Source organism: Pseudomonas sp. ASL3, from assembly GCF_056680425.1.
In genome coordinates this window covers 1,628,994-1,649,485 of the sequence record NZ_CM155281.1, presented here as the reverse complement: position 1 = coordinate 1,649,485, position 20,492 = coordinate 1,628,994, and the positions used below count along the sequence as shown (strand labels likewise).

18 protein-coding genes are annotated in these 20,492 nt (G+C 61.3%); 4 read left to right on the top strand and 14 right to left on the bottom strand.

From position 1 onward, the window contains the following. Nucleotides 1-26: 26 nt before the first annotated feature. From AC1MEE_RS07450 to AC1MEE_RS07425, 6 genes are all read right to left on the bottom strand, one after another. Entirely contained in the window at nt 27-824 is a 798-nt protein-coding gene (locus AC1MEE_RS07450; RefSeq protein ID WP_480414682.1) for an acyl-CoA thioesterase, read from the bottom strand. A 108-nt stretch (nt 825-932) separates the two neighbouring features. Continuing rightward, nucleotides 933-1,700, bottom strand: coding sequence for a CHAD domain-containing protein (locus tag AC1MEE_RS07445; RefSeq protein ID WP_480414680.1), 768 nt, complete (start codon nt 1,698-1,700; stop codon nt 933-935). After that, on the bottom strand, nt 1,700-3,697 hold the full coding sequence (locus AC1MEE_RS07440; protein WP_480414679.1) for a transglutaminase TgpA family protein: 1,998 nt from the start codon (nt 3,695-3,697) through the stop codon (nt 1,700-1,702). Before AC1MEE_RS07440 ends, AC1MEE_RS07445 begins: the two co-directional genes overlap by 1 nt. Next, entirely contained in the window at nt 3,694-4,677 is a 984-nt protein-coding gene (locus AC1MEE_RS07435) for a DUF58 domain-containing protein (RefSeq protein ID WP_480414678.1), read from the bottom strand. The genes AC1MEE_RS07440 and AC1MEE_RS07435 overlap by 4 nt, the downstream gene beginning before the upstream one ends. After that, a complete protein-coding gene (locus AC1MEE_RS07430) occupies nt 4,647-5,564 on the bottom strand; it encodes an AAA family ATPase (RefSeq protein ID WP_480414676.1) in 918 nt (305 codons plus the stop codon). The genes AC1MEE_RS07435 and AC1MEE_RS07430 overlap by 31 nt, the downstream gene beginning before the upstream one ends. A 163-nt stretch (nt 5,565-5,727) precedes the next feature. Then, the gene (locus AC1MEE_RS07425; RefSeq protein ID WP_480414675.1) at nt 5,728-6,006 is read right to left on the bottom strand and encodes a hypothetical protein; all 279 of its coding nucleotides are present in this window, start codon (nt 6,004-6,006) and stop codon (nt 5,728-5,730) included. Nucleotides 6,007-6,156: 150 nt separating this feature from the next. Between AC1MEE_RS07425 and AC1MEE_RS07420 the strand changes: the two genes are divergently transcribed. Continuing rightward, a complete protein-coding gene (locus tag AC1MEE_RS07420) occupies nt 6,157-7,224 on the top strand; it encodes a patatin-like phospholipase family protein (protein WP_480414674.1) in 1,068 nt (355 codons plus the stop codon). 222 nt (nt 7,225-7,446) lie between these two features. On the opposite strand, the gene AC1MEE_RS07415 is transcribed toward AC1MEE_RS07420, so the two are convergent. The 6 genes from AC1MEE_RS07415 to kdpF all read right to left on the bottom strand — a co-directional run bounded on the left by AC1MEE_RS07415 (nt 7,447) and on the right by kdpF (nt 15,485). Further along, nucleotides 7,447-8,136 carry a response regulator gene (locus AC1MEE_RS07415; RefSeq protein WP_480414673.1) on the bottom strand — a complete coding sequence of 230 codons (690 nt, stop codon included), beginning with the start codon at nt 8,134-8,136 and terminating at the stop codon, nt 7,447-7,449. 49 nt (nt 8,137-8,185) lie between these two features. Beyond that, entirely contained in the window at nt 8,186-10,843 is a 2,658-nt protein-coding gene (locus AC1MEE_RS07410) for a DUF4118 domain-containing protein (RefSeq protein ID WP_480414672.1), read from the bottom strand. A gap of 136 nt (nt 10,844-10,979) precedes the next feature. After that, nucleotides 10,980-11,540 (bottom strand): potassium-transporting ATPase subunit KdpC, encoded by a 561-nt coding sequence (kdpC, locus tag AC1MEE_RS07405; protein WP_480414670.1) that lies wholly within the window; start codon nt 11,538-11,540, stop codon nt 10,980-10,982. Nucleotides 11,541-11,600: 60 nt separating this feature from the next. Next, complete coding sequence (gene kdpB, locus AC1MEE_RS07400) at nt 11,601-13,682, bottom strand: potassium-transporting ATPase subunit KdpB (RefSeq protein WP_480414669.1); 2,082 nt, start codon at nt 13,680-13,682, stop codon at nt 11,601-11,603. A 10-nt stretch (nt 13,683-13,692) separates the two neighbouring features. Beyond that, nucleotides 13,693-15,387, bottom strand: coding sequence for a potassium-transporting ATPase subunit KdpA (kdpA, locus tag AC1MEE_RS07395; protein WP_480414668.1), 1,695 nt, complete (start codon nt 15,385-15,387; stop codon nt 13,693-13,695). A gap of 8 nt (nt 15,388-15,395) precedes the next feature. After that, on the bottom strand, nt 15,396-15,485 hold the full coding sequence (gene kdpF / locus AC1MEE_RS07390; protein ID WP_480414667.1) for a K(+)-transporting ATPase subunit F: 90 nt from the start codon (nt 15,483-15,485) through the stop codon (nt 15,396-15,398). A gap of 257 nt (nt 15,486-15,742) precedes the next feature. On the opposite strand from kdpF, the gene AC1MEE_RS07385 reads away from it, so the two are divergent. The 3 genes from AC1MEE_RS07385 to AC1MEE_RS07375 all read left to right on the top strand — a co-directional run bounded on the left by AC1MEE_RS07385 (nt 15,743) and on the right by AC1MEE_RS07375 (nt 18,347). Next, entirely contained in the window at nt 15,743-16,495 is a 753-nt protein-coding gene (locus tag AC1MEE_RS07385) for a response regulator (RefSeq protein ID WP_480416175.1), read from the top strand. Continuing rightward, on the top strand, nt 16,492-17,550 hold the full coding sequence (locus AC1MEE_RS07380; RefSeq protein WP_480414666.1) for a sensor histidine kinase: 1,059 nt from the start codon (nt 16,492-16,494) through the stop codon (nt 17,548-17,550). Before AC1MEE_RS07385 ends, AC1MEE_RS07380 begins: the two co-directional genes overlap by 4 nt. A 131-nt stretch (nt 17,551-17,681) precedes the next feature. Beyond that, a complete protein-coding gene (locus tag AC1MEE_RS07375; RefSeq protein ID WP_480414665.1) occupies nt 17,682-18,347 on the top strand; it encodes an EF-hand domain-containing protein in 666 nt (221 codons plus the stop codon). Nucleotides 18,348-18,401: 54 nt separating this feature from the next. On the opposite strand, the gene AC1MEE_RS07370 is transcribed toward AC1MEE_RS07375, so the two are convergent. After that, nucleotides 18,402-19,463 (bottom strand): AI-2E family transporter, encoded by a 1,062-nt coding sequence (locus AC1MEE_RS07370; RefSeq protein WP_480414663.1) that lies wholly within the window; start codon nt 19,461-19,463, stop codon nt 18,402-18,404. Nucleotides 19,464-19,550: 87 nt separating this feature from the next. Further along, complete coding sequence (locus AC1MEE_RS07365; RefSeq protein ID WP_480414662.1) at nt 19,551-20,369, bottom strand: DUF4892 domain-containing protein; 819 nt, start codon at nt 20,367-20,369, stop codon at nt 19,551-19,553. Nucleotides 20,370-20,492 lie beyond the last annotated feature (123 nt).

Sequence of the window (20,492 nt, the reverse complement as noted above, 5' to 3'; positions counted from 1 at the left end):
GGCCATTACAGACGCGGGAAGCGCGTTTAGCCGAACACTGTCACCGTCTGCCGACTGATCGCCACCAACTCACCCTGCGGTGTCCACAGTGCAGCAGCCGTGTGGCCATAACCATCGCGGGCATGCTCGATCACGGCCCGGTACATACACCAATCCAGCGTGTTCAACGCCGGCAACGGCTGCACGAACTCAATGGTCCAGGTCAGCGAGCTTCCCGGTACCGGCTTGCTCAAATGCGGCAACAACGCAGGCGGCCAGGCATCCACCAGCGCCAACAGGTGCGCTTCGCTCAGACGCTCCTGTTTGTCACCGTCGCGCATACGCACATAACCACCGATTTCCCGCGAACGCGTGTTGCTGAAAGGCAAGCCACCCACCCCCCAACGCAGGGCCATGAGCCGCATGAATTCGGGGGTAACGCCTTTGACGTAAGGCACTTCCTGGCACTCTTCCACCGGCTTCATGCTTGGCGCAGGCTCCGCCTGAACTGAAATCACCGACTCGCGGGGCGCACCGAAGCTGCCCTGAATCAAGGTCATGACCTGACCATTTTGCATGGCACGCCCCAGCACCTGGCTGACCGCTTTGCCCTCGCGCAACACTTCCACCTCGAAGCGGATCGGCACATCTGCCGCGGCCGGGCCGACGAAGGTGATCGCCAGCGAACGAACCGGTCGATCTGCCGGGACCTGCGCACGCATCGCTTCGAACTGCAATGCAGCCATCAACCCGCCAAAACAGGCGCGACCCTGCGACCACTCACCGGGAATGACCACGGACAGAGGATTATCACGTACGGCATCAACCAATTCGGAAAAGCTCATGCAGACCTCATGCCTGTCAAAACACTGGAAAAAACAGTGCATGAATCTTAACCAGCGTTGTGCCTGCACGCAGGGTTCATTTACGCCAAATTGCGGCCTGAATTCGATTTAACTGCCGAAACACGCCTTGCCCAAACGCTCCAGCGCCTGATCGGCTTCTTGCTCAGCGCGGGCGATCCCCAAACGCCAGCCGGGAACGCACGGTGCCAGATCGTGTTGCTGTTCGGCCTGCGCCAGCCACTGCAGATGGTCGTGCCAACCGCCCAAAGCGCTTTGCGCCGCTTTTAGCCGCGCCTGGGTATTTTTACCGGTACGACTCAAGTCCGGGTAGGCCTCGGCGGCATAGCGCACCCGCTTGATCAGCAGGCGCAAACGATGGCGATCGTGCTCAGGATCATTCATTGCGCTATCGAGTTTCTTCCATTGTTTGTCCAGGCGTTTTTCGATGCGCGCCTGCAAACCTCGCAACAACCCTTGATGCTGTGAAGCGCGAAGGAAGCGCGGAAAGGCATCCAGCACGGCGAACAGTCGAGCCAACACCTCGGACGTCGCGACCTGCTTGTAGGCGTCACCCATCGAATCACTGCGCCGCCGAGCCGCTTCGATCATGCCCTGCCCGTACAGCCAGGCGGCCAGCACTTCCCGATCGCGCAACGGCGTGGTCAGTTGGCCGAGGTCTTTTGCCGCCTGCTCGAGTTGCTCGACACCGGGTAAGCCGCGCAAGGGTCGCAGCACACTGCGCAAGCGCCGAACCGTGATACGCAGATCATGCAGCGCCTCACTGTCAGTCTCGGCCGCCAGGCGTGCATGGCAGGCCATCAGTTTTACATCCAGAGCCAACAGCTGAGCGACAAGGCGATCAACCCGTGCAGACATCACTCTCTCTCCTCTCTCATTTTTATTGTTGAAAACCGCCACGGCAGACTCCGCCGCAATCGCCTCAATTGTCGACGCAACCGTGTCAGCGAATAGGTCTGACCAGCATAGCGCTGCGCTTCGAACTCGGCGGCGAAGGCCTCGATAATTACGGCTTGCGCCGGGAATTGTCGGACCGCTCGCCGAGAAAAGGCCTGCGCGCCCTCGGCGTGACGACGGGGTAACCCATGGCGCGCCAACAGCCGTTCAAACGCTTTGAACAACCGCAGTTGCGGATCGTTTTCGCGCTGCCAGGGTTTGAACAGCCACAGGGCCAACAGGCCAATCACAGCGCAGGCCCCTCCGAAAAACGCCAGGCCGTCGAAGCCGGCGAACCAGCGACTGAGCACCTGCACTTGCTGTTGCCCCTGATAACCCAACACCCAACGCTGCCAACCATAGTTAAGATTATCCCAGCTCAATCGCAACGAATTGAGCCAGGGCAAGTTTCGGTAACGCAGGGCTGAAAATGGCGAACCTTCGAGAAACGCTTCATCCGCCGCCAGGGCCTGTTCCAGACCTTGCTCGATCCGCTGCGGCGCCACGGCGGCCGTGGGGTCCACGCTGCGCCAACCGCTTCCCGGCTGCCAGTATTCGACCCAGGCGTGGGCGTCGAACTGGCGCACGCTCAGGTATTGGCCGTCCGGGTTCAGCTCCCCGCCTTGGTACCCGGCCACCACCCGTGCCGGAATCCCTGCCGCGCGCAGGACGAAGGTCATCGCCCCAGCGTAATGGGCACAGAACCCACTGCGGCTGTTGAACAGGAAATCGTCGATGCTGTCGGCACCCAGCACCGGCGGTTTCAGGGTGTAGTGGTAGGGCTCGTCGCTGAACTGCGCCAACATCGCTTCGACCAACGCGTCGGCTCGCTGATAGCGTCGATTCAAGTCGGCGGCCCACTGTCGGGCCTGCGGGTTGCCACGCGGCGGCAACTGCAGATTCTGGCGTTTTGCCGCGTCACTCAGCTGCGTTTCGCGAACCGCTTGCGGCCACGAGCTGACGCTGTAGAGCAACGCCTGGTCCACCGGGCGTCGACGCTGCAAACGAAAGTCGTTCATCTGGCGTACATCAGCCAACGTGGTTTCGCCGATGTCCAGCGCCAGCAGCCAGGGTCGCCCGCTGGGCTCCATGACAATGCTGTAGGTCTGCGCGTCGCCACGCTTTTGCCAATCCGGCGCCAGGCTGATCATCGCCCTGCCCGACTGCGACCAGCGTCGACCGTCGAACTGCTCCAGGCTCAGAGCGCGCCAGTACAGCTGATTGCGCGGTGGTATCGGCCCATCGAAACTGGCACGAAACACCAGCGCAGCCGACCTGCTCAGCTCAGCAATATCACCCGGCGCCATGTTGTCGGACAGCCCGGTGACGCCTTTGTTATTCGGCTGCGGCAGCGACCACAGCGGCTCTAGCCGGGGGAAGAACAGAAACAGCAACAACATCAGCGGTATGGCCTGCAACAACAGCTTCAGCGCCAGTTTCAGGGTGCCGACCGGTTTATTCGCCAGCGAGGACTGTTGCAGGCCGATCAATGCCGCCAACAGCGTACTGACTGGCAGCACAGTGAATACCGCCCAGGGCAGGCTGTCCTCGAACAGATAGCCCACCACCACGCAGAAAAAGCCGAGAAAAATCAGCACCAGCGCATCGCGTCGGGTACGCATCTCGAGCATTTTGAGAATGAAAGCCGCCATCAACAACGCGGCGCCAGCGTCCAGCCCGACCAGGCTGCCTCGGGAGAAAAACACCCCGGCGGCGGTCGCCAGCAACAGCACCGACTTAACCAGCGTGCCGGGATACTCGGCGCGCATGCGCAAGATCTGCACCCGCCATACCGTACAACCCAGCCACAAACCGATCATCCAGATCGGCAGATGCGCCAGGTGTGAAACCATGACCAACGCTTGCGCCAGTAACAACCAGATCAGGCTGGTGCGCGGAATTGGCAGGTTCAGGTTCATGAGCGGCTGCCAAACAAGGCCAATGCCTGCAAACAGGCTTCACGATGCTCATCACCGCTGCCTGACGCCAGCAGAAAACCGGGCAGGCGCAAGGCGAAAGGTTGGCGGCGCTGGGATAGCTCCAACACCCAATAACAGAGCCGCGACAGGCGTTCTTCGATATCGCCGCCCAGGGCCATGAAGTCCAGACACAGGTCGTGGCCGCTGACGTCGGTAAAGTCTTTGATCAACAGGCCCTGCCCTCTGGAATAAGCCTTCCAGTGCAGACGTCGCTGTGAATCTCCCGGTTGATACGCTTTCAAGCCTTGATAATCGTCGACACCCGGCCCTCGCGTGGCCTGGCCTTGATCTTCGGCATGGGGTTGCGCGCCCACCAGCAACGGCATGGCACCGGGCACCGGTCGTGGGTAGATCAGCACCGATTGCTGCATATCCAGCCAGCTCCAGGCGCGAAAAATACTCAACGGGAAGGCGCTTTCAACCCGCAGCCTTGGCGCTCGTAGCCAGCCGCGCGTGACGGCGGGCAGACCGATCTCCAGTTCTACCAGCCCGGCACCCGGCACATCGAACTCCTGCAACTGATTGACATCCCAGCCCAATGCAATCGCCTGATGCGGACGGTCGGCGCTTTCCAGACGCAGACGCAGTAGCAGCGGCTCGCCCACGAACACCGACCGGGCCGAGCCTGAACTGAGGATCAGACCGCTGAGGTTACGATAGGTGTGCAAGATGGCCAGTACTGCCACCGACAGCAGCAGGAAGGTCAAACCGTAGGCCAGGCTGTTCTGGTAATTGATCGCGACCAACAACATCAGGATCAGCACCAGCGCAAAGATCGCCCCGGTGCGGGTGGGCATGATGAAGATTCGACGGTGATTCAATTCAACGCGCGACGCCGGGGGAATCCGCCGCGCCAGCCAGCGCTGCCAAAACGGTTTGAGCTGTTCGATCAAAGCACCGGCACCTCGCGCAATAGCCATTGCACCAACACCCCGCCACCATGCCCGGTGGGATCGGATCGTTCGCGTAAACGATGACCGACCACCGAAGGCAATACCGCTTGAACATCTTCAGGGATCACATAATCCCGCCCCATCAACAAGGCCCAGGCCCGCGCGGCCGCCAAAATCGCCAGGCTCGCCCTGGGCGACAATCCCCAGGCGAACTGTGACTGGCTGCGGGTGGCGTCCACCAGTCGCAACACATAGTCGACCAACGCATCACTGGCACGTACCTGCCGCGCTTCGGCTTGCAACGCTGCCAGTTCAGTATGGTTGAGGATTGCTTGCACGCGCGGCAGTAAATTCCGCCGCGGTTCGCCCTGGAGCAAGGCTTTCTCCGCCGCCTTGGCCGGATAGCCCAACGACAGGCGCATGAGAAAGCGGTCCAGTTGCGATTCGGGCAAGGCGAACGTACCGCCCTGGCTGAAAGGGTTTTGTGTGGCAATGACAAAAAACGGATCGGGTAAGGGCCGCGTCGCGCCTTCGATGGTGACCTGGCCCTCCTCCATGGCTTCGAGCAATGCGCTCTGGCTTTTTGGCGTGGCCCGGTTGATCTCGTCGGCCAGCACCAGTTCGGCGAAGATCGGCCCAGGATGGAAGGTGAACTGCCCTGTTTCCCGATCAAACACCGACGTCCCGAGAATGTCGCCGGGCAACAGGTCGGAGGTGAATTGAATTCGCTGGAAGCTCAGCCCCAGGACCTTGGCCAGGGTGTGACTGAGGGTTGTCTTGCCCATCCCGGGCAAATCCTCGATCAACAAATGGCCGCCGCCCAATAGACAGGTCATGGCCAAACGCACCTGAACTTCCTTGCCCAACACCACTTCATTCACGGCGTTGAGACACGCATCGAGTTTTCTGCCCATTAAAACGCCTCCCCAAACGACTGCCATCAATGCTAGCTGTGCATTCACTGTACGGTCAGCGCAGCGTTTTTAACCAGACCCTAAAACACAAAAGCCACCGAGCGCTGGTTGCGCTCGATGGCCTTGATTAACGGGTCGGCTGCTTGAGAGGCTGTCGCCGGGGTTAGCGACCCGCGCGGGACTCCTTGATGTAGAAGCGCGCCTTCTCGGCTTTGCTGGAGCAGCCTTCGTACGCTTCGAATTGCTGCTGGGTTTTCGCCCCGGTCAACAACGACAGCGCTTTGGAATAGCTGACGGTCCCGGCAAAGCCTTCAGCCTTGGCTAGATCCAGCTCGCGCCAGGCGGCGTCGAGTTGAGTAGCACAGGTGTCGCGATACGCGGTTGTACCGGCACAACCTGTGAGAACCAAAGCAATCAATGGCAGGCAGATCCAGGCTTTCATCGGTGTTCCCTCAAAAAATAAAATTCGACTGTGCGGGCTTTGACGGTGCGGGCGTTGAAAAGTGCCACAGGCCAAGGATTAACAAGGTTAACCCAGTTCCAGCCAGATCGCTTCGCGCGTATGGTGAAGCAACAGCGAGGAAGAAATCACATGAACAAGCGAATAGCGCTGGTGCTGGGTTCTGGGGGCGCGCGCGGCTATGCGCACATCGGGGTGATCGAAGAGCTGGAGCGGCGCGGTTACGACATCGCCTGCATCGCCGGCTGCTCCATGGGCGCGGTGGTCGGCGGCATCTACGCGGCCGGCAAGCTCAAGGAGTATCGTGAGTGGATCGAGAGCCTGGATTACCTCGACGTATTGCGCCTGGTGGACGTCAGTTTCCGCCTTGGGGCGATTCGCGGGGAGAAAGTGTTCGGTAAGATTCGCGAAATCGTCGGTGAAATCAATATCGAAGATCTGCGTATTCCTTACACCGCCGTGGCCACCGACCTGACCAATCAGCAGGAAATCTGGTTTCAGGAAGGCTGTTTGCATCAGGCCATGCGCGCCTCGGGGGCGATCCCGACCCTATTCACCCCCGTGATGCAAGGCAATCGCATGCTGGTCGATGGCGGCCTGCTCAATCCCTTGCCCATTGTGCCGGTGGTGTCCAGTCACTGCGATCTGATCATTGCGGTCAACCTCAACTCGACCAACCAGAAGCACTATCAGTTGCCTGCGATCGAACGGCCACCCGCGGTGAAAAAGCGTTTCGACAACTTGATCAACTCGCTGGGTTCGCACCTGCCGTTCCGGCGCAAGCTCGAACCCACGACTGAACTGGATGTGTTGCGACTCGAGCAGGACAGCCTCAAATCCAGTATCGCGACAATTCCCAATCCCTGGTTGAACGAGCCCGCAAACCCGCAGGCCCAGCAACCGTCTGCCGCCCCGGACCGCGCCGAAGCTACGCCTAAGTCTGCCAGCGGCTCGGTGATCATCGATAACGTCGGCCCTGCGTCTTTACTGGATCTGATCAACCAGAGTTTCGAAGTCATGCAGACCTCGCTGGCGCAGTACAAAATCGCCGGTTATCCACCCGATATCCTGATCAACGTGCCCAAACGCGTGTGTCGCTTCTTCGAGTTCTACAAAGCCCCTGAATTGATCGCCCTGGGCCGCGAGATCGCCCGGGACACGCTGGATCGGTATGAGCAGGAGCAAGAGCGGAATCGCTGAATCAGATGGACCGTGTCGTACCCTCTGTCCTTGTAGGAGCGCGCTTGCCCGCGATCGCTTCGGAGTCGCGCTCGACCGCAGCAGTCGCAAAATCAGCGAACTCGGTTCTGGCAGTAGAATGGTGCTCAGCATTTTCGGGACCGCTTCGCGGTCCATCGCGGGCAAGCGCGCTCCTACAGGGGACCGAGTTTGCTGCGCGACAGCGCGGCGTCGAAAATAGCTCTAACTTTCCAACAACCGATACCCCACCCCCGCCTCAGTCACGATAAACCGCGGATCGGTCGGGTCGTCGGTCAGTTTCTGGCGCAAGTGGCCGACCACGATCCGCAGGTAGTGGCTGTCTTCGGTATGGGTCGGGCCCCAGATGTCCTTGAGCAACTGCTGCTGGGTGATAACCCGCCCCGGATGCCGTGCCAGTTGCGCCAGCACCGCGTATTCCTTGCGTGTCAGCCCCACCTCAACGCCGTCGAGCAACACCCGCCGATAAGCCAGGTCCACCGTCAGCGGGCCGAATACCAGCGCGGCTTCCTGCTGCTCGCCGTTGGGCGCCTGGCGCAATAACGCGCGGACCCGGGCCAGAAACTCCTGAATCCCGAACGGCTTGGTCACGTAATCGTTGGCGCCGTTGTCCAGCGCCAGGACTTTCTGCCCTTCGCTGGCGCGCACCGACAGCACCAGCACCGGCACTTTCGACCATTCACGAAACTCACGCAGCACGTCCTGGCCATCCATGTCCGGAAGGCCCAGGTCAAGCACCAGCAGATCAGGTTTGTTCAACGCCGCCTGGCTCAAGCCTTCGGTACCGGTGCCGGCCTCAAGCACTTTGTAGCCTTGCGAGGCCAGGCTGATGCGCAGGAATTTGCGAATCTGCGGCTCGTCATCGATCACCAGGATGGTCGAGGTCTGACTCATGGTTGCCTTGCCATTTCGAAAGAAGACGTGAGCGTAACGCAATGAGACATCAGAGCGTGTGCTCCATTTCGGCTTCAGGCTGAGTCTGCAGAGGCAAATGCAGGGTGATACAGGTACCTCGTCCGTCGATGCCATCCGCCACGGTGATTCGTCCGCCATGGGCGCCGACCATCCCCTGACAGATCGCCAGCCCCAGCCCCGTGCCCTGCCCGCCACGATCGCCGCGGGCGGCGGTGTAGAACATGTCGAAAATCTTCGCCCGCTCGGCTTCGGGAATCCCCGGCCCTTCATCACTCACGGAGAAAAACAGCTCACTGTCACTGGCGCCAGCCTCCAGTTGCAGACGGCCATGCGGCGGTGAAAAGCGCGCGGCATTTTCCAGCACATTGACCAGCGCCTGCTCGATCAGCGCGGCGTGCACGTAAAGCAGCGGCAATTCCAGCGGCACCTGAGTACTGACCTGCAACGGCGCCAGCACTGCGCGCAAGCGGTTGAGCGCGCTGCCGACGATATCGCCGGGAGACACCCAGTCCCGGGCCAGCTTCAGCGCGCCGTGGCCCAGGCGCGTCATGTCCAGCAAGTTCTGAATATAACGATCCAGACGCTCCGCCTCGTCGCGGGTGCCTTCGAGCAATTCGCGGCGGTCCTCCAGCGGGATCGCCTCGCCCAACGCCAGCAAGCTGTCGATACTGCCGCGCATGGAGGTCAAGGGGGTGCGCAAGTCATGGGACACCGACGCCAGCAAGGCGCTGCGCAGTTGTTCGGTTTCACCGTGCAGACGTGCGGCTTCCAGCTCTTCAGCCAATTGCGCCCGGGCCAGCGCCTGCGCCAGCGGTTGGCTGAGGGCGGTCAGCAGACGCCGACGCTGGTCGGTAAACGGCTGCCCTTCACGGGGGCTGACACCGAGCAACGCCATCGGCCCTTCTTCCGTCGACAACGGCCACCACCACCAGTGCCCGAACGGCAAGGTGCCGGTGCCCATTCCGGCGGCCTGATCGTGTTGCCAGGCCCAGTCCGCCGCTGCGCGTTCGGCTTCGGAGAGCTGCAAGGGACCACCGGCTTCGACTTTCCAGCCGTCCTGCCGGTCACGGTCGAGCAGGCAGATCTGCAGCTCTTTCCAACCACTCAGGTGCTGCTCGGCGGCGCTCAACACCGCCTGACGATCGGTGGCGGCCGTGAGTTTGCGCGACAGGTCGAGCAATTCGCTGGTTTCCTCCTGAGTGTCGCGTAATGCCTGCAACTGCCGGCGCTGACGAGCGGCGAGGTTGCCAGTCAAGGCCGCCATCAACAGAAAGAACAACAGCGTCAACACGTCTTCTTCGCGCTGGATCCTGAAGGAGAACGTCGGCGGAATGAACAGAAAGTCATAGGTCAGAAACGACAGCGCCGCACAGGCCAGCGCCGGGCCGAGACTGCTGCGCACCGCCACCAGCAACACGGCCGCGAGGAACACCAGGGAGATGTTCGGCAGCGCCAATACGCTCGACACCGCCCAGGCCAAGGCGGTGGCCAAAATAGTGGCAACCAGAGCCAGACCATAATCGAACCAGACCACGGCGCGTGCCGAACGCGAGCGCGGCTGATCGTGCTGCGTTTCGCTGTCGAGTACGTTGATTTCCAGGCCATGGGCGTCGCGCAGCAAGCGCGCTGCCAGCCCACCGCCAAACAGCCGTCTGCGTAAACGCGGGCGCGACTGCCCCACCAGCACCAGACTGGCACGTCGCTCGGCCGCATGTTGAATCAGGGTTTTTGCCACTTCGCCCGCGCGCAGCAGCACCACTTCGCCGCCCAGCCGCTCGGCCAGTTGTTGCGCGCTTTGCAGGCGCATCCGCGCATGTTCGTCGGTGACCCGGCCATTGTCGACATGCACCAGGCTCCACGGCAGATGCCGACGCTGCGCCACCCGGCTGGCATGCCGCACCAGGCGTTCAGCCTGGGCATCGCCGTCGATCCCCACCAGCAAGCGGCCGCGCACCGCTGGCGCGGATTGACCCAACTGGCGATAACCTAGCGCCAGATCATCATCGACCTGGGCCGCTGCGGTTTGCATCGCCAGTTCGCGCAACGCTGTCAGGTTGGTCTGGCTAAAGTACGCATCAATGGCTGCTCGGGCTTGCTCCGGCACATAGACCTTGCCGTCACGCAGACGCTCCAACAGTTCCCGTGGTGGCAGGTCGATCAATACCAGTTCATAGGCTTCCTGCAACACCCAGTCGGGCAAGGTTTCGCGGACCTGCACCCCGGTGATGCCGCGCACCTTATCGTTGAGGCTTTCCAGGTGCTGGACGTTGACGGTGGTGTAAACATTGATGCCCGCCGCCAGCAATTCCTGAATGTCTTGCCAGCGCTTGGTGTGTCGGCTGCCGGGCGCGTTGCTGTGGGCCAGTTCGTCGACCAGCACCAGTTTCGGAGCGGACTTGAGCAGGCCATCCAGGTCCATTTCTTCCAGCGTGACGCCGCGATATTCCGAACGCAGCAACGGCTGCTGTGGCAAACCGCTGAGCAAGGCTTCGGTTTCGGCGCGACCATGGGTTTCCACCACCCCGGCCACCACCTGCGACCCTTGGCGCAACTGCGCGTGAGCGGCCTGGAGCATGGCGTAGGTCTTGCCCACCCCCGGTGCGGCGCCGAGAAACACCTTGAGCCGCCCACGACCATCCTTGGGTAGATCAGCTAACAGGGCATCGGCACGGCGGGTGTCACTCATGGTTTTCTCTCATGGTTTGCGATAGCCCCTGTAGGAGCTGACTTGTCTGCGAAGGGCGCAACGCGGTGTATCTGACAGACCGCGCCGCTTGGTTCGCAGACAAGTCAGCTCCTACGCCCTTTGGGCAGAATCAAGATCAAAGTTGCGCTGACGGTAACTCATTCAGGGTTTGATTCAAGATCAAAACGTTGACCACTGGCGGCCCGATCAGCGGCCGGTAGGTATTTTCGTTCACCAACCGTTGCACCGCTTCCACCGGCAAGTTGCGTGCAGCGGCTACCCGCGCCACTTGATAAGTCACCGCTTCCGGTGGCAAGTGTGGATCAAGACCACTGCCCGAGGTGGTCAGCAAGGCCAATGGCACCACGCCTTGGCCGGGGACCACTTCCTTGGCCACGTCCGCCGTGACCCGCGCGGCCAGCGCCGGGTTGCTCGGGGCCAGGTTGCTGGCGCTGCTGGATACCGTGGCAAACGCACCGGCCGACGGACGCGAATGGAACCAGCCGTCACCGGTGAAGTTCTGGGAAATCAGGGACGAGCCGCGCACCTTGCCGCTGGCGTCATACACCAGGCTGCCATTGGCTTGCGAGGGGAACGCCACCTGGGCGATTCCGGTGACTACCAGTGGATAGGCCACGCCGGTAATCACGGTCATTAACACAAGAAGGCTCAGGGCCGGACGCAATACAGTCGACATCATCTAATCCTCAATCAGGGTGAACACCGCGCCCTTTCGAGCGCGACGAAAGTAGCGTGTTTAGACCAGATGCAGACCGGTCAGCAGCATATCGATCAGCTTGATCCCCACGAACGGCACCACAATCCCGCCCAGGCCATAGATCAACAGATTGCGACGCAGCAGGTGGGCCGCACTGGCCGCCTGTACGCGCACGCCTCGCAATGCCAGCGGGATCAGCACCACGATGATCAAGGCGTTGAACACAATGGCGGAGAGAATCGCGCTCTGCGGACTGGCCAGGTGCATGACGTTGAGCACCCCCAACTGCGGGTAGATCGACGCGAACAACGCCGGCAGAATCGCAAAGTACTTGGCCACGTCGTTGGCGATGGAGAACGTGGTCAAGGCGCCGCGAGTGACCAGTAATTCTTTGCCGATCTGCACCACATCCAACAGCTTGGTCGGGTCGCTGTCGAGGTCGACCATGTTCGCCGCTTCACGCGCCGCCTGGGTGCCATCATTCATCGCCATGCCGACGTCAGCCTGGGCCAGTGCCGGGGCGTCATTGGCACCGTCGCCACACATCGCTACCAGGCGACCGTCGTTCTGCTCCAGACGAATCCGTTCCAGTTTCTTCTCTGGGGTGGCTTCAGCCAGCACGTCATCGACCCCGGCTTCAGCAGCAATCGCAGCGGCGGTCAGCGGGTTGTCGCCGGTCACCATGACCGTGCGAATCCCCAGTTTGCGCAGCTCGGCGAAACGCTCGCGGATACCTGGTTTGACCACGTCCTTGAGGTGAATCGCACCCAGCAGCTTGCCGTTCACACAAACCAGCAGCGGTGTGCCGCCGGTCTTGGCAATCTTGTCGACTTCGCGGGCCAGCGCTGGCATCAAGTCGGCGCGCGTCATGTCGACAAAGGCCAACACCGAATCCACCGCACCTTTACGGTACACCCGGCCTTGATAATCAACGCCAGACAAGCGGGTCTCAGCGCTGAACGCGACCGGGGTCAGCGCCGCGGCATTGGGCTCGGTGATCGGGTGCAGCGCACGCAGGTACTCGACAATCGACTTGCCTTCAGCAGTGTCATCGGCCAGTGAGGCCAGCAACGCGCCCTCACCCAGCTCCTTGGGGCTGACACCCGGTGCGGTATAGGTTGCAGTGCAACGACGGTTGCCGAAGGTGATGGTGCCGGTCTTGTCCAGCAGCAACACATGCACGTCACCGGCGGCTTCTACCGCGCGGCCGGACTTGGCGATCACGTTCAGTCGCACCAGACGGTCCATGCCGGCGATACCGATGGCCGACAACAGACCGCCGATGGTAGTTGGAATCAAGGTCACCAGCAGCGCCACCAGGAACACCAGCGGCAGACTGCCGCCGGAGAAGTGGGCGAAGGGTTGCAGGGTCACCACCACCAGCAAGAAGATCAGGGTCAGGCCGATCAGCAGAATATCCAGCGCGATTTCGTTGGGGGTTTTCTGCCGTTTGGCGCCTTCCACCAGGGCGATCATGCGGTCCAGGGTCGATTCACCCGGGTTGGCAGTGATGCGCACCAACAGCCAGTCGGACACCAGTCGGGTATTGCCGGTGACCGCCGAACGGTCGCCACCTGACTCACGGATCACCGGCGCGGACTCACCGGTAATCGCCGCTTCGTTGACCGCCGCGATGCCTTCGATGACCTCGCCGTCACCGGGGATCATCTCCCCCACTTCGACACGCACCACATCGCCTTTGCGCAAGCGGCTGGCATCAACCATGCGAAAGGTCCCGGTTTCATCCTTGCGCCGTGCCTTGAGGCCTTCGCTGCCAGCCTTGAGGCTGTCGGCACGGGCCTTGCCGCGCCCCTCGGCCAAGGCTTCGGCAAAGTTGGCGAACAGCACGGTGAACCACAACCAGATGGCGATCTGCACGGCCACCGAGGTCGGCACTGCCGGGTCAGGGACCAGGCACAGAATGCTGGTCAGGATGGCGGTCAGCTCGACCACCAGCATCACTGGCGCACGTTGCAACTGACGTGGATCAAGCTTGACGAAGGCTTGCACCACCGCCGGACGCCACAGCGCCGAGATAGCCACGCTGCTGGAAGGAAGAGCAGCGCGCTCAGCCGTTGGCTGTGTATCCGCACGCTTTGCGACAGGAATTGGCATATTCATGATTCGTTCCTCAGAAACCCATGCTCAAGTGTTCGGCAATCGGCCCCAGCGCCAATGTCGGCAAGAAGTTCAAACCGCCCACCAGCAAGATGGTCACCGCCAGCAGCGTGACAAACAGCCGGCCATGGGTCGGGAAGCTATTCAGGCCTTGGGGGGCGGTCTTTTTCATCGCCAGGCTGCCTGCCAGTGCCAGCACCGGAAGGATGTAACCGAAGCGACCGAGGAACATCGACAGACTGAGCATCAGGTTATGGAACATCGTGTTCGCGCTGAACCCACCGAACGCCGAACCGTTGTTGGCGGTGGCCGAGGTGTAGGTGTAGAGCAGCTGACTGAAACCATGGGCGCCAGGGTTGCTGATTGCGCCCGCCGGACCCGGCAAGCTCGCCGCCAGGGCACCGAACACCAGCACGCCAATCGGCATCACCAGCAAGGTCGCGACCAACAACTTGACCTCTTTGGCTTGCAGCTTCTTGCCCAGGTATTCCGGGGTGCGGCCGATCATCAGCCCGGCGAGGAACACCGCAATCAACACGTTGAGCAGCATGCCGTACATCCCGGCACCGACCCCGCCGAAGATCACTTCGCCGACCATCATGTTGGCCATCCCGACCATGCCGGTCAGCGGATTGAGGCTGTCGTGCATGGCGTTCACCGAACCGTTGGACGCCGCAGTGGTGGCCGTCGCCCAGAGCACGGTGCCGGTGGTGCCGAAACGGGCTTCCTTGCCTTCCAGCGGCGCGGTCTGCTCGACCGAGGCGATGTTCAGGGTCGGGTTGGGCTGGTACTCGGCCCACATCGCCGTGACACCGCCGATCAGGAACAGGCTCAGCATGCAGGCCAGGATCGCCTTGCTTTGACGCATGTCCTTGACGTAATGGCCGAAGGTGAAGACCAGCGCGACCGGGATCAGGATGATCGACACCAGCTCGAACAGGTTGCTCCAGGCTGTCGGGTTCTCGAAGGGATGCGCCGAGTTGGCACCGAAGAAACCACCGCCGTTGGTGCCCAGTTGCTTGATTGCGATCTGGCTGGCCGCTGGCCCCAGTGGCACGCTTTGATCGGCGCCTTGCAGGGTCACGGCATCAATGTAGTGGGCGAAGGTTTGCGGAACGCCCTGCCAGACCAGGAACAAAGCCAGCACCAGACACAATGGCAGCAACCCATAAAGGGTGGCGCGGGTCATGTCGGCCCAGAAGTTGCCCAGGTTCTGTGTCGAGCGACGGCTGATACCACGACAAAACGCGATCAACACCGCGATACCGGTGGCGGCACTGACGAAGTTTTGTACGGTCAGGCCGACCATCTGGCTCAAGTAGCTGAGCGACGCTTCACCGCTGTAACTCTGCCAGTTGGTGTTGGTGACGAAACTCATCGCCGTGTTAAACGCCAGCGACCACTCCATCCCCGGCATATTCTGCGGGTTGAGTGGTAGCGAACCCTGAAACAGCAGAATCGCGAACAACAGGAGAAAACCCGCCAGGTTGAAGGCGAGCAAGGCCAGCGCGTAGGTTTTCCAGCTCTGTTCGACCTGGGGATCGACCCCGGAGAGGCGATAACAGACGCGCTCGACCGGCCCTAATACCGGGGTCAAAAAGGTTCGCTCGCCTTCCATGATCCGATAATAAAAACGTCCCAGCCACGGCGCGGGCAGCAGCACCAGCGCGAAGAACGCCACGATCAATAAATAGTCATAACTGTGCATGGCTGCTCCTAGTTCTGGTCGGCGCGTAACAACGCAACCAGTAAGTAAATGAACAGCCCTGCTGCCAACAGCAGTGACACCCCGTCCAGAACGCTCATGGAAATTCTCCGTCGTACGGCAACTGCCGCGTGTCAGCCATTGTCCGCACGCAAGCCGTAAAGGAACGAGATCGACAGACCTTGCTGGGCATAAAGAAAGCGTAAAGAGTGGTGTAAAGCGGGGGGTTACAGGTCGGAGGCGCTTTTGTATCAACACCGACACACTCCCGACAACCGCCCGACACTCAGACAGAACAACCTTTCGCCCCGACTGTCAGCGAAGTAGCATGGCGGCACTTTCAGGCGGTAATCGCACCATGCAAGCAGTCCCCACTCTCAGTATCGATAACGCCCCGACAGAGGAGCGTCGCTGGAACACCCGCGCCCTGATCGTCGACGACGATGTGCCGATTCGCGAACTTCTCTGCGATTACCTGGCCCGCTTCAACATCCAGTGCCGAGGCGTTACCGATGGCAGTGCCATGCGTCAGGCGCTGGCGGAAGAAACCTTCGACGTGGTGGTGCTGGACCTGATGCTGCCCGGCGAGGACGGCCTGTCATTGTGCCGCTGGCTGCGCGGTACCTCGGACATCCCGATCCTGATGCTCACCGCCCGCTGCGAACCCACCGACCGCATCATTGGCCTGGAACTGGGCGCCGATGACTACATGGCCAAGCCGTTCGAGCCCCGTGAATTGGTGGCACGGATCCAGACCGTGTTGCGCCGGGTACGGGATGACCGCAGCGAGCAGCGCACCAACATCCGTTTCGACGCCTGGCGCCTGAACAGCGTCATGCGCCAATTGACCGCGCCCAATGGCCTGGTGGTGCCGTTGTCCAATGCAGAATTCCGTCTGCTGCGCGTGTTCCTGGAACGCCCGCGGCGCGTACTCAATCGTGAGCAATTGCTGGACGCAGCACGTGGCCGCACGATCGAAGCCTTCGACCGCAGCATCGATTTACTGGTGTCACGTCTGCGACAGAAACTCGGCGACGACCCGAGAGCCCCCCAACTGATTAAAACGGTGCGCGGCGAGGGTTATCTGTTCGACGCCAAGGACATCGGTTGATCCGTTCGGCCGACACACTGTTCGCCCGACTGTTCGGCGGGGCGTTGCTCGCCATCCTGTTGGCGCATTTGCTGGCCTTCATGTGGTTCATGCATTACGGACCGCCCCCACCCCCTCCACCACCGCCCCTGTCCGAAAGTTTCATCCCGCCGCCACACGGCTTCGATCCTTCAAGACCGCCGCCGCACCCGCCGGGAAGGCCGCCGCTGTTCGGTGGACCTGTCGTGCCGCTGGTATTTCAACTGATCACGTTGGTGATCGCCGCCTGGTATGGCGCCAAGGCACTTAGTCGACCGATCCGGCGTATGAGCGAGGCCGCCGAACGCTTGAGCGAAAACCTCGACAGCCCGCCACTGGAAGTCAGCGGTCCACACGAGGCGCGTCAGGCGGCGCAGACGTTCAACTTGATGCAACAGCGCATCCGCGAGCAGGTCCAGCAACGCGGGCGGATGCTCGCGGCCATGTCTCATGATCTACGGACACCGCTTTCACGCCTGAAACTGCGGGTCGAACAGATCGACGAACCGAAGCTGCATGGGCAGATGACCCAAGATCTGGATGACATGATCGGCATGCTCGATGCCACGCTGACCTACCTGCACGAGCAACGTACCAGCGAGGCGTTGCAACTGTTCGATTTGCAGGCGCTGATCGAGTCTCTCACCGAAAACGCCCAGGACCACGACGATGACGTACAGAGCAGTGGTCAGTGCAAACCGCTCAAGGCGCAGCCGATGGCGTTGCGTTCATGCGTGAGCAACCTGATCGATAACGCCTTGCGCTATGCCGGGCACGCACATATCGAGATTCAGGATCACCCGCAACGGGTGCAACTGCTGATCATCGATCACGGGCCGGGGATTGCGCCGGATCAGCACGAGGCGGTGTTCGAGCCCTTCTATCGCGTCGAAGGCTCACGCAATCGCAATTCCGGTGGTGTCGGCATGGGCATGACCATCGCCCGCGAAGCCGCCCGGCGCATGGGTGGCGACCTACAGCTGGAAGAAACGCCGGGCGGCGGCCTGACTGTCGTCTTCGACCTCCCACGCCCGTGAAATTCGACGCGCTGACTGAGCGTACCAGCCTCGATACAAAGCCCACATATCCAGGACACCTGACGCCCTGAGGCTGCATAAGCCGGTGCACCCTCTCACCGGACCAATCAACCTGATGGGAGTCAAACCCGATGATCAGTGGCGTCAGTAATAGCAGTTATTCGAGCTATACCAGCTCAAGCTCAAGCACCAGTACAACCGCCAGCGCGGCCAGCAAAAAATTCCTCGAGGAATTGCTGGCCAAACTTGAATCTAATAACAGCAGCACTTCGTCGAACAGCAGCCCCAGCGTTGTGGTCAGTCTGAGCAACGCGTCCAGTAGCACCGACAGCAGCGCCAACAGTAGCACCGACAGCTCAAAAATATTTTCGGCACTGGACACCAACAAGGACGGCACGATCAGCCTTGACGAGCTGACCAGCGCCATGCAGGCCGCAACCGGTTCCAGCAGCGGCACCACGGGCGCAGCCAGCAGCACAGGAAGCACTGACACCGCTTGCGCCGCTGGCGCGGCGAACACTGGTACCACGAGCACTAGCTCCAGCACCACTGGCTCCAGCGCAAGTGACGCCAGCACCCTGCTCAGCTATCTCGATACCGACAGCAGTGGCGGTGTCAGCCTCGGCGAACTAACCTCGGCACTGAGCAGTGGTACCAGCAGTTCGGACCAGAGCACCACCAGCACTAGCGCCAAAGCTGCTGCCGAAGCCCTGAGCAAGATGGTCGCAGCGTTGAGCCAACGCTACGACACCAGCGGCACCCAGTCGGTCGGCAGCAATCTGAACGTCGCCGCCTGATAAACGAAGCCGCCGCGAAACACAGGCTTCGCGGCGGCTTCGCACAGCACGGGATCAAGGGCTGTCTAGAGTGTCCGGGCGTTTGATTTTTGAAGCGGTCCAGTCGATCAACAAACTGTAGGCCACTGCCAACAGCGTCGGACCGATGAACAGGCCGATAAAGCCAAACGCCAGTAAACCGCCGAACACCCCAAGCAGGACGATCACCAACGGCAGGTTGCCGCCGCGACTGATCAGGTAGGGTTTGAGTACGTTGTCGACGCCACTGATGATAAACGTCCCCCAGATGCCGAGAAAAACCGCCATGCCGTATTCACCCTTCCACGCCAGCCAGGCGGTGGCGGGAATCCACACCAGCGGCGGCCCCATGGGCAGCAGGCTGAGCAGAAAGGTGACGACCCCCAGCACCAGCGCGCCCGGAATCCCCGCGATCCAGAAGCCGATCAAGGCCAATACGGCCTGCGCCGCTGCCGTACCGATCACCCCGTTGACCACCCGTTGTACGGTACCCGCCACCAGTTCCAGGTAATAGCCAGCGCGGTCGCCGATCAGGCGTTCCAGCAGGCTCAGGACGAATGCCGCCAGCCTCGGACCATCGCGGTAAAAGAAAAATACGAAGACGATACTCAAGGTCAATTCGAGAATCCCGCCACCAATCTGTGCGCTGCGCGCCAGCAGCCAGTTGCCGACCTGACCCAGGTACGGCTTGATGCTGGCCAGCGCCACTGCACCCTGCTGATCGATGGTGTGCCAGAACGCTACCAGTCGCGCGCCCACGATCGGCACTCCCGCCAACCATACGGGCGGCTCGGGCAGGCCATCGACCTGCGCGTCCTTGATGAAGATCGCCGCGTCACGAATATGGTCCGCCAGATTGACGCCCAGCCACACCAGGGGCGCCGCCACCAGCAACATCCAGATTAACGTCAGCAGCCCCGCCGCCAACGATTCGCGACCCTTGAGCCAACGAGTCAACAGGCGCATCAGCGGCCAACTGGCAAAGGCCAGCACCGCCCCCCAGAACAGCGCTGACCAGAACGGTGCCATCACCCAGAGACAGGCACCGAGTAGCGCCAGGAGCAGGATCTGCACCAACAGGCGATCATTATTGAGCATGGGTTATCTCGTAAAAAGAAGAGCGAATGGTGTGAGCATAACGGCGAACACTGACAACGCCAGTGCTCGCGGGATCAGAGCAAGGTGTCAGCGGATAAGTTCGACGGCCAACCCCGGCTTGTCGCTGCGGCCCGCCTCCAGCCGTGCCGCGCGCACACCCTTGGCAATCAACGCCTGGCGCCAGGCCTCGGCATCCACCCCGGACACGCTGACGCGCAAGGTACTGTCCAGGTTGAGCCCGCGCGAGAGCAAGGTGGTCCAGACGTCTTGCGGCTCGCCAGTCAGCATCGGCAAATCCAGAACGCCCGTGCTTTTGAGTTGACGCAACAAGGTGGCCGAGGTCGGCAGCAAATCGCCTAAAGGGGCAGCCGCATCGAACTGCTCGACATGCAGGTACGCTCGACGATTGCCACGCGTGATGCTGTACAACGCCACCAGTGTGTCGTTTTTCGGCGCAGCCAGACGCAACAGCAAATAGGCCTGCTGCTCATCGGCGCCATACAGTTTGGAGTTGCCGAACACTTCGTTGGCCCACAGGCTGCTTTCGCCACAATCACGCGCCTGGCACCAGAACAACAGTTCCGCGCCCTGTTTCTGCAAGGCTTCGCGAGCCGCGGTAAAGGCCTCGTCAGAGGTGTGTTCGGGGGGTAATTGGTAGGTCACGGAGGTCACATTGCCTCGCGCACTGACCTGACCGTCGAAACGCAGCTGGCCGCTGATTTTGCGAATCGAACCCAGCGGGTAGATTCGCTCCAGTTCCACCAGCGGACGAAAGTCGACGATTGCAGCATCGAGCACACGCGGTACCACGTCCAGATCATGACTGTCGGGTACATCGGCGGCGTAGAGCATGGCGCTGAGCAGCGAACTGCAGACCGACACGCCAAGAACACTGAATAAACGCATGCGTGTTCTCATCGGGTCGCCTGGATGGGGGCAGCGTTAGTCGTCTTGCAGGTTCCGGCAATACAGTGGTCCATCAAAGTTGTCTCCCATTTCAATCCGCCCAGCCTCGACAGTTGCCCGCTG

Coding starts and splice junctions, on each gene's coding strand:
- kdpC (WP_480414670.1), bottom strand. CDS start 11,540: ATGTCGACTGTATTGCGTCCGGCCCTGAGCCTTCTTGTGTTAATGACC.
- AC1MEE_RS07425 (WP_480414675.1), bottom strand. CDS start 6,006: ATGAAAGCCTGGATCTGCCTGCCATTGATTGCTTTGGTTCTCACAGGT.
- AC1MEE_RS07365 (WP_480414662.1), bottom strand. CDS start 20,369: ATGCGTTTATTCAGTGTTCTTGGCGTGTCGGTCTGCAGTTCGCTGCTC.
- AC1MEE_RS07415 (WP_480414673.1), bottom strand. CDS start 8,136: ATGAGTCAGACCTCGACCATCCTGGTGATCGATGACGAGCCGCAGATT.
- AC1MEE_RS07370 (WP_480414663.1), bottom strand. CDS start 19,463: ATGCTCAATAATGATCGCCTGTTGGTGCAGATCCTGCTCCTGGCGCTA.
- AC1MEE_RS07445 (WP_480414680.1), bottom strand. CDS start 1,700: ATGTCTGCACGGGTTGATCGCCTTGTCGCTCAGCTGTTGGCTCTGGAT.
- AC1MEE_RS07385 (WP_480416175.1), top strand. CDS start 15,743: ATGCAAGCAGTCCCCACTCTCAGTATCGATAACGCCCCGACAGAGGAG.
- AC1MEE_RS07435 (WP_480414678.1), bottom strand. CDS start 4,677: ATGGCTATTGCGCGAGGTGCCGGTGCTTTGATCGAACAGCTCAAACCG.
- AC1MEE_RS07430 (WP_480414676.1), bottom strand. CDS start 5,564: ATGGGCAGAAAACTCGATGCGTGTCTCAACGCCGTGAATGAAGTGGTG.
- kdpA (WP_480414668.1), bottom strand. CDS start 15,387: ATGCACAGTTATGACTATTTATTGATCGTGGCGTTCTTCGCGCTGGTG.
- AC1MEE_RS07410 (WP_480414672.1), bottom strand. CDS start 10,843: ATGAGTGACACCCGCCGTGCCGATGCCCTGTTAGCTGATCTACCCAAG.
- AC1MEE_RS07440 (WP_480414679.1), bottom strand. CDS start 3,697: ATGAACCTGAACCTGCCAATTCCGCGCACCAGCCTGATCTGGTTGTTA.
- kdpB (WP_480414669.1), bottom strand. CDS start 13,682: ATGAATATGCCAATTCCTGTCGCAAAGCGTGCGGATACACAGCCAACG.
- AC1MEE_RS07375 (WP_480414665.1), top strand. CDS start 17,682: ATGATCAGTGGCGTCAGTAATAGCAGTTATTCGAGCTATACCAGCTCA.
- kdpF (WP_480414667.1), bottom strand. CDS start 15,485: ATGAGCGTTCTGGACGGGGTGTCACTGCTGTTGGCAGCAGGGCTGTTC.
- AC1MEE_RS07420 (WP_480414674.1), top strand. CDS start 6,157: ATGAACAAGCGAATAGCGCTGGTGCTGGGTTCTGGGGGCGCGCGCGGC.
- AC1MEE_RS07450 (WP_480414682.1), bottom strand. CDS start 824: ATGAGCTTTTCCGAATTGGTTGATGCCGTACGTGATAATCCTCTGTCC.